9 protein-coding genes are annotated in these 8,402 nt (G+C 74.1%); 5 read left to right on the top strand and 4 right to left on the bottom strand.

The window, feature by feature from the left end; all coding sequences use genetic code 11:
* Positions 1–133 precede the first annotated feature (133 nt).
* The 3 genes from OO48_RS33310 to OO48_RS33300 all read left to right on the top strand — a co-directional run bounded on the left by OO48_RS33310 (position 134) and on the right by OO48_RS33300 (position 2,297).
* On the top strand, positions 134–943 hold the full coding sequence (locus tag OO48_RS33310) for an MBL fold metallo-hydrolase (RefSeq protein ID WP_051733369.1): 810 nt from the start codon (positions 134–136) through the stop codon (positions 941–943).
* Between the two features lie 47 nt (positions 944–990).
* Positions 991–1,614: a TetR/AcrR family transcriptional regulator gene (locus OO48_RS33305; protein WP_081952578.1), complete on the top strand. Its 624-nt coding sequence runs from the start codon at positions 991–993 to the stop codon at positions 1,612–1,614.
* Positions 1,615–1,691: 77 nt separating this feature from the next.
* Entirely contained in the window at positions 1,692–2,297 is a 606-nt protein-coding gene (locus tag OO48_RS33300) for a DUF4865 family protein (RefSeq protein ID WP_033223214.1), read from the top strand.
* Positions 2,298–2,315: 18 nt separating this feature from the next.
* Here OO48_RS33300 and OO48_RS33295 read toward each other — a convergent pair whose 3' ends face one another.
* Complete coding sequence (locus tag OO48_RS33295; RefSeq protein WP_051733367.1) at positions 2,316–2,675, bottom strand: transglycosylase family protein; 360 nt, start codon at positions 2,673–2,675, stop codon at positions 2,316–2,318.
* A gap of 270 nt (positions 2,676–2,945) precedes the next feature.
* Positions 2,946–3,719, bottom strand: coding sequence for a LysM peptidoglycan-binding domain-containing protein (locus OO48_RS33290; protein WP_051733365.1), 774 nt, complete (start codon positions 3,717–3,719; stop codon positions 2,946–2,948).
* A 648-nt stretch (positions 3,720–4,367) separates the two neighbouring features.
* Here OO48_RS33290 and OO48_RS33285 point away from each other — a divergent pair.
* Positions 4,368–5,228, top strand: a complete 861-nt coding sequence (locus OO48_RS33285) for a hypothetical protein (protein WP_063830802.1) — start codon at positions 4,368–4,370, stop codon at positions 5,226–5,228.
* Between the two features lie 14 nt (positions 5,229–5,242).
* Entirely contained in the window at positions 5,243–5,899 is a 657-nt protein-coding gene (locus tag OO48_RS35650; protein ID WP_051733364.1) for a hypothetical protein, read from the top strand.
* Positions 5,900–5,970: 71 nt separating this feature from the next.
* Here OO48_RS35650 and der read toward each other — a convergent pair whose 3' ends face one another.
* Together der and cmk are read right to left on the bottom strand one after the other, a co-directional pair.
* The gene (gene der, locus OO48_RS33275; protein WP_033223210.1) at positions 5,971–7,425 is read right to left on the bottom strand and encodes a ribosome biogenesis GTPase Der; all 1,455 of its coding nucleotides are present in this window, start codon (positions 7,423–7,425) and stop codon (positions 5,971–5,973) included.
* A gap of 128 nt (positions 7,426–7,553) precedes the next feature.
* On the bottom strand, positions 7,554–8,270 hold the full coding sequence (gene cmk / locus OO48_RS33270) for a (d)CMP kinase (protein ID WP_033223208.1): 717 nt from the start codon (positions 8,268–8,270) through the stop codon (positions 7,554–7,556).
* Positions 8,271–8,402 lie beyond the last annotated feature (132 nt).

Raw genomic sequence — 8,402 nt, 5'->3', positions numbered from 1 at the left:
CCCGCCGTCCAGCCCAACCCAGCCCACCCCAGCCCGCCCCAGCCCACCGCAGGCGACCCCGCCCCACATGCGCCCACCGCCCACCCGGCGGACCCTGGTGGGAGGGCCGTCCCCGGTTGGAGGAGGTGGCGCGATGCATCCGCTGGAGTTCCGCGTGGTGGATCTTCCCGAGGCTTCGCTGCACAAGAGCGCGGTGCTGGTGCTCGGGCAGCACCGGGCGGTGCTGGTCGGTACGGGGCTGCGGCTCTCGGACGGTCGGCGGCTGGTCCGGGAGGTCGAGAGCTCGGGGCGCCGGCTGGCCGCCGTCCTGGTGCCCCACCACGCGCCGGACTGCTGGCTCGCGGCGGAGGTGCTGCGCGAGGCTTTCCCCGAGGCCCGTTTCCTCGTTCCCGCCCCGGTCCGGGCTCGGATCGAGCACGACTATCCCGCCGTGCGCGCCGCGTGGGCCGGTCTCGGGGACGAACTCCCTTCCCGTCTGGTCGCGTTGGAGCCGCTGGAGGGCGACGCCGTCGAGCTGGAGGACCACCGGCTGGAGCTGCGCGGGGCGTCCCTGGGGCTGCCCGACCACCACTACCTGTGGGAGCACCGCAGCCGGACCCTGCTCGGCGGCCCGCTGCTGTGGCTGGACGTGCACCCGTGGCTGGCCGACACCCCGTGGGCGGCACAGCGCGAGGCGTGGATCGACCTGCTGGACGAGATGGCGGCGCTGGAACCGCTGCGCACCGTCCCGGGACACCGCCGCCCGACGACGCCCGCCGGCCCCGTTCCGGACCCGATCGGCTGGACCGGCGACTACCTGCGCGCGTTCGCCACCGAGCTGGGCAAGCCCGTCGGCCCGGACGCGGTCACGGCCGCCCTGCTGCACCGCTACCCGTCCACCGCGCTGCCCGGCAACGTCGCCCCGTCCGTCCGGGCCGCCCGCGAGCAACGCACCGCCGCCTGACGACGCCTGACGCCCGCTCACTCCCGTTTCCCGCTGTACCTACTGGTATGTACAGTGCTGCCGTGAACGTCACCGTGAACACGGACGCGGAAGGCGGCCCGCGCGCCGGCACCGCGGACCGCCTCGTCGAAGCCACCCGGGACCTGCTCTGGGAGCGCGGCTACACCGGCACCAGCCCCAGGGCCATCCAGCAGCGGGCCGGCGCCGGGCAGGGCAGCATGTACCACCACTTCGCCGGCAAGCCGGAACTCGCGCTCGCCGCGATCACCCGCACCGCCGGGGAACTGCGCGCCCGCGCGGACGGGCTGCTGTCCGGCCCGGGCACCGCGGTCGAGCGGGTCACCGCGTACCTGCGCCGCGAGCGCGACGTGCTGCGCGGCTGTCCGATCGGCCGGCTCACCCAGGATCCGGACGTGATGGCCGACCCGGTGCTGCGCGCCCCGGTCGAGCAGACCCTCGGCTGGCTGCGCGGCCGCCTCGCGGAGGTGCTGGCGGAGGGCCGGGCGAACGGGGAGCTGCCGCCGTCGGTCGACCCGTCCGTCACCGCCGCGACCGTGGTCGCCGTGCTCCAGGGCGGCTACGTGCTGGCCCGCGCGGCCGGCGACACCGACCCGTTCGACCAGGCGGTCACCGGCCTGATCACCCTGCTCGCCCGGCCCCGCCCCGCCTGACCACCCGACCGGCCGACCGGCCGACCGACCACCCGGCTGACAACCCGGCCGACCGACCACCGGAAGGACGCACCGCCGTGCTCGCCAAGCAGTACGAGATCACCCTGCCCGCCGACTACGACCTGGACGTCATCCGCCGCCGGATCGAGGTCGGCGCCCCGCTCCTGGACGACCGCCCGGGCCTCGGTTTCAAGGCCTGGCTGCTGCGCGAGCGCGGCACCGACGGCTCGCCGGTCAACCAGTACGCGCCGCTGTACGTGTGGCGCTCGGACGGCGAGGCGGGCCGCTTCCTGGTCGGCGGCGGCGGGTTCGAGAACATCGTCCGGGACTTCGGGCGCCCGGCCGTCCACCACTGGACCGTCCTGGCGCACTTCTCCGGCCCGGCCCGCGCCGACGTCCCCGCCCCGTCCGCCGCGACCCGCCGACTGACCGCCGTCCCGGTCGGGCAGGACCCGGCGACCCCGGCCGCGCACGTGGACCGCGAGGTGGAGCGGCTGCGCGAGCTGGCCCGTCACCCCGGGGTGCACACGGCCGTGCTGGCCCTCGACCCGAGCCGCTGGGAACTGCTGCGCTTCGTCCTCTGGGGATCCGCCCCGCAGGACGACCCGGCGGCGGCGGTCTTCGGGGTGCCCCACCTGTCCGCCCCGGAGCTGTCCGCCCTGCCCGAGGGCCGGGTCTGGTGACCACCACCGCCCGTCCGGCTACTCCAGCACGCCGATCTCCCGCGCGCACCAGGCCCAGGCGTTCCAGCCCTGTCTGCGCAGGATCTCCTCGCCGACGGTGATCTGCTGGCGCCGACCGGCGTGGTCGGGCCGGTCGGCGTAGCGCAGGCCGCCCGCCTCCCGCCAGGTGGGCGGCCAGATCTGCAGGCCCCCGTAGTAGCCGTTGCCGGTGTCGGCCTGCCAGTCGCCGCCGCTCTCGCAGGCGGCGAGCCGGTCCCACACCGGGTCGGGCGCGGCCTGGCGGGCGGCGGCGGGTGTACCGGCGGTCAGGGCGACGGTGGCGGGGAGCAGCAGGCCGAGCACGACCAGCCGCCGTCCGCACGAGCGAGGTGTCCGCATCCCCCGACGCTACGCACGGCGCCCGCCGCGCCACCCTCCGGGCGCCGCCGACCGGGTGGCGGCCCCCGCAACCCCCCACAACCCCTCACGGCCCGTCAAATGGCCCTCAGCGGCCTCCGCGGCGGCCCGGGCGGCTCCCACGGGCCCGCGCGGAGGTCCCACGGCCCGGGAACGGCGGAAGCCGCCACCCCACGGCCGGGGGTGGCGGCTTCACGCCGACAGGGTGGGATCAGCGGGTGATCCCGGGGAAGCGGTGCTTCCGGGGGTGGGTCAGACCGACAGGACCTGGCCGGGGTAGATCACGTCCGGGTTGCCACCGATGACACCGGAGTTGTTGTCGTACAGGGCGTGCCAGTCGACGCCCAGGCTGCCCGCGATCTTGGACAGGGTGTCGCCGGACTTCACGGTGTAGTGGTCACCGGACTTGGCGGTGTTGGTGGGGGCGGCCGAGGCGGACTTGTTCTTCCAGGTCTGCTTCGGGGCCTCCTGCGCGGCGGCCTTGGGGGCCTGGGCGCGGGACTCGGAGCGGGAGGCCTTGGCGGAGTCGCCCGAGGTGGTGGTGTTCGACTTCGCGGAGGTCGACTTCGAGGTCGAGGTCGAGGTCGACTTCGAGGAGGTCGAGGAGGAGCCGGAGGTGTCGACCTGGGCCGGCGCGCCGCCCTTGGTCAGACCGGCCTGGACGGAGCAGACCGGCCAGGCGCCGGGGCCCTGCGAGGCGAGGACCTTCTCGGCGACGGCGATCTGCTGCGCCTTGGTGGCCAGGTTGGCCTGCGGGGCGTAGGCGGTGCCACCGAAGGCGGCCCAGGTGGAGGAGGTGAACTGCAGGCCGCCGTAGAAGCCGTTGCCCGTGTTGATCGACCAGTTGCCGGTCGACTCGCACATCGCGACCTTGTCCCAGGTGGAGACGTCCGCGGCGGAGGCCGAGTTGGCCGTGACGAGGCCGGCCACCGGGACGGCGAGCAGGGCGCCGCCGACGACGGCCGCGCGAACGCGGTTGCGCTTGGAGGCGGTGGTGGCAGCGGCGGTCTCGTTACGGAAGGTCATGAGATTCCTCTCGACATTCCCGGGATGGGCAGGCGGAACCAGGCCCCAACTGGGCCGTGTTCCCTCGCCAAGTCCGGTGGGCGGGCCGTGCACGTGTCGGACGTGCCGCTTGCCGCCCCGGCCACCTGTCCGCATCCCCGGCGGCGGCTGGCTGCCGTCGCGCCGGTGGGCGCCGGGCCCGCGTTCCGGGGTGAGCCGGAAGTGGACCATGCGTCGGGGGTGAACCCGGGAGGTGCTCGATGCACCGGGCAAAAACCTACGATTCGGACTCCCCAGCGCCAAACACTTTCTGGTCATCCCAGGTCAAAGCGGCGTTACCGGCGGTATCGATCATGCCAATCGAAAACAAATGTCCGTTTCATCCACTTTTTCCAAGATCAAACCATATGCGGATATGACCCCGGCCACAGTTCAGCCCGTGTGAGCTCGGGCACAGCATCGACAGAATGCATCACTACGTATACACAGAGTTATCAGAAGCCGCGCAAATCCCGTCGCCCGACCGCTCACCCGTGACCCCAGCCACAACCTCCCGTTGGTAATGGCGGTCGGTGCTCCCGGTGCCGACCGCCCGGGGCGTCCCGCCCGGGGGCACCGGAACGAGCGCCCGGAACGCCAGGGCGAACGAGGAGTCTTTAAGTGCCGCGCATGCTTGAGGTGAGCGAGGACGTACGCGCCGAGATCGGCGACGACGAGGCCGAGAGCCTGCTCGCGGGTGCCCACGCGCCCGACGCCTACGACTGCACCTCCTGCCGACAACCGGGCGACTCGCTGCGCGAGCCCACCAGCACCGTCCTGTTCGTCGGCGAGGAGACCGCGGTGCTGGCCTTCGCGCACGCCCGCTGCGTGCCGTCCCAGGTGGTGCCGGTGGACGAGCAGCAACTGCGCGGCGCCGTCGAGTCGATCAGCCAGGGGGCGGACGCCGCGGTGCCCGCGCAGGCGGTGGTGCCCGCGCAGGTCGAGCCGCAACCGGCGGTCGAGGTGCGCATCCCGGAGCCGATCACCGCCCCGCCGACCGCCCCGCCCGGCCAGCCGCAGCCGGCGGTGCTCGGCGTGACCTGCGGCATCGTGCTGTGCGGCGACACCCAGCACGCCGCGCTGGTGGTCGAGCCGACCGGCCCGGTCGGCCGCCCGGGCAGCGCCCTCGGCGAGGACCAGTTCCTCTCGCTGCTGACCGAGCACGGCTTCCAGATCGTCCAGGACGTCAACCAGGCGCCCGCCCGGCCGCGGGCCGGCTGGTCGGTGCTGATGGCGATGGGGCAGCTGCACGCGATCCTGCAGCCCTCGGCGACCGGCGGCTCGGCCGCCTGGTGGCAGGCCCACCAGCCGCTCCAGGTCACCCCGGGCTGGCGGGCCGCGGCGGCCCGCAAGTCCGAGGTGATCATGTACGCGGTGCCGGCCGGCACCATCGGCCGCCAGCCCCGCGAGGACCTGCTGCGGATCGCCATGGACCGGGCCGCCGCCCACGGCCTGCTCGCCGCCGGCATGCTCCCGCTGGCCGGCACCTGAGCGGGGGCGCGCCGATGACCGACCCCGTGAACGACCCGGCCGCCACCGAGGACTCCCCCGACACCACGTCAATTCCGGCCGCCCGGGCCACCGTTGAGCAGGGCCCGGACGCTCCGACCGGGATAGGACTGGGCACCGCGCCCCCGCATCCGAAGCCCGTCTCGCTCGTTGGCTCCTACGTGTACAGCTACGACCTCGCGTCCCCCGGCCGTCCCTCCGCCCAGTCCGGCCCCGGCGGCGCCGGCCGGTCGATCCCGAACATGCGCCCGTCGTACGACGCCGAGCACCCGGTGTCGGCCACCCCGATCTACGACACGCTGTACTCCGAGTACCGGCGGATGTTCCGGGCGCTGCCCGGCGACCGCTCCGGCGAGGAAGGGATGAAGTTCACCGGCTTCGCGGTCCGCGAACCGCAGCCGCAGTCCGCCCAGACCGCCCGGGAGGCCGCCGACCGCCCGACCGCCCTGGCGTACCCGCAGCAGCACCAGTCGTTCGAGACGTACGCCGGGCAGGGCGCGGGCGCCCCGCAGTTCATGCCCGCCCAGACCTCCGCCGCGCAGGCCAACGGGCAGGGCTGGGTGGCCACCGGCTACCTCGGCGCCCCGGGCGGCGGCACCTCGGGCGGGCGGCACCGCTCGGTGCTGTCGCTGCCCCCGGGCCGGGACGCCTGACGGGCACGTCGGAGGAGAAGGAAGGGGAGGGGCCGCGGACGGTGTCCGCGGCCCCTCCCCTTCCTCGTCCGCTACTTCTTCTTGCTGCGCTTCTCCCGGACCCGGACCGAGATCGAGATCGGGGTGCCCACGAAGCCGAACTCCTCGCGCAGCCGGCGCTCGACGAAGCGGCGGTAGCCCGCCTCCAGGAAGCCGGAGGCGAACAGCACGAACCGCGGCGGACGGGTGCCCGCCTGGGTGCCGAACAGGATGCGCGGCTGCTTGCCGCCGCGGATCGGGTGCGGGTGCGCGGCGACCAGCTCGCCGAGGAAGGCGTTCAGGCGGGCGGTCGGGATGCGGGTCTCCCAGCCGGCCAGCGCGGTCTCGATCGCCGGGACGAGCTTCTCCATGTGCCGCCCGGTCTTCGCCGAGACGTTCACCCGGGGCGCCCACTGCACCTGCACGAGGTCGCGCTCGATCTCGCGCTCCAGGTAGAAGCGGCGCTCCTCGTCCAGCTGGTCCCACTTGTTGTAGGCGATGACCACGGCGCGCCCGGCCTCGACGGCCATCGAGATGATCCGGGTGTCCTGCTCGGCGAGCGTCTCGCTGGCGTCGACCAGCACGACCGCGACCTCGGCCTTGTCGAGCGCGGCGGAGGTGCGCAACGAGGCGTAGTAGTCCGCGCCGGAGGTCAGGTGGACCCGGCGGCGGATGCCCGCGGTGTCGATGAACTTCCAGGTCTTGCCGCCGAGTTCGATCAGCTCGTCGACCGGGTCGCGGGTGGTGCCGGCCAGCTCGTTGACGACCACCCGGTCCTCGCCCGCCACCTTGTTCAGCAGGCTGGACTTGCCGACGTTCGGTCGGCCGATCAGCGCGACCCGGCGCGGGCCGCCGGGGGCCAGGCCGTCGCCGAACAGCTGCGGCGGGGCCTCCGGCAGCACCTCCAGGACGGCGTCCAGCAGGTCGCCGGAGCCGCGGCCGTGCAGCGCGGAGACGGGGTGCGGCTCGCCCAGGCCGAGCGACCACAGGTACGCGGCCTCGGCCTCGGTGGACGGGCCGTCGACCTTGTTGGCGCACAGCACCACGGGCTTGCCGGAGCGGCGGATCAGCCGGACCAGGGCGTCGTCGGTGTCGGTGGCGCCGACGGTGGCGTCCACCACGAACAGCACCGCGTCGGCCTGCTCGATGCCCAGCTCGGCCTGGGCGGCGACCATCGCGTCGAGGCCCAGGACGTCGATCTCCCAGCCGCCGGTGTCCAGGACCTTGAACCGGCGCCCGGCCCACATCGCCTCGTAGCTGACCCGGTCGCGGGTGACGCCGGGGCGGTCCTCGACGACCGCCTCGCGGCGGCCGATGATGCGGTTGACCAGGGTCGACTTGCCGACGTTCGGGCGGCCGACGACGGCCAGCACCGGCAGCGGGCCGTGGCCCTCCAGGTCGGCGTCGATCTCGTCGACGTCGAAGCCCTCCTCGGCGGCCAGCGCCAGGAACTCTGCGTACTCGGCGTCGCCCAGCTCGCCGTGGTGGGCGGTGGTGTCGTTGCTCATGTTCCGTTTTCCGTTTCCCGGCCCGGCCCTTCCCAGGGGCGTGCCGTGCGTACCTGCCCGGTGGGCAGCGCGGACCGCGCGGATCTCGCGCGGTCGGATGAATCAGTCCCTGCCGTACGTCCTGCCGATCAGGCGGCGGTCAGGCCCGCCTTCTGCTCGACCAGGGCGGTGATCGTGTCGATCACCTGGTCGAGGGTGAGTTCGCTGGTGTCCACCAGCACCGCGTCGGCGGCCTGGGTCAGCGGGGCGGTCCGCCGCGAGGAGTCCGCGGCGTCCCGGCGGGCCAGGTCGGCGGCCATCGCGGTGATGGTCGCCTCGTCCACGCCCTTCGCCCGCAGCTCCGCGGCCCGGCGCTCGGCCCGGGCCCGCTCGGACGCGGTCAGGAACACCTTCACGGTGGCGTTCGGGAACACCACCGAGCCCATGTCCCGGCCCTCGGCGACGATGCCGCGCTCGGCGTGCGAGGCGCAGCCGCGCTGCAACTCCACCAGCCGCGCCCGCACCGCCGGGACGGCCGCCACGGCGCTCACCTTGCCGGTCACCTCGGGGCCGCGGATCGGCCCGGACACGTCCTGCCCGTCCACCGTTATGGTCGGCCCGGCCGCGTCCGTCCCGGACACGATCACCGGCTTCCCGCAGGCGACGGCCACCGCCTCCGCGTCCTCGACGTCCACCCCGTTGGCGAGCATCCACCAGGTCATCGCCCGGTACATCGCGCCGGTGTCCAGGAAGCTCAACCCCAGCCGCGCGGCCACCGCCCGGGAAACGGTCGACTTCCCGGACCCCGAAGGTCCGTCGATGGCGACGACGACCGGGCTGTTCGACGCTCGGTCGACACTGTCCACGGGGCGAACCTCTCTCTCACGGCACAAGGACTCACCCTCAAGGTTAATGGACGCCCGGCCACCCCCGGTCCGGCCGTCCACCACCCCCCGGAACGGCCCGCCCGCCCGCACCCCACCCCAAAGGCCCCGCGC

It is taken from the genome of Kitasatospora phosalacinea (genome assembly GCF_000716545.1).
GTDB classification, from domain to species: domain Bacteria; phylum Actinomycetota; class Actinomycetes; order Streptomycetales; family Streptomycetaceae; genus Kitasatospora; species Kitasatospora phosalacinea.
The sequence above is the reverse complement of the archived record's forward strand: the minus strand, read 5'-3'. Positions and strand labels throughout refer to the sequence as shown.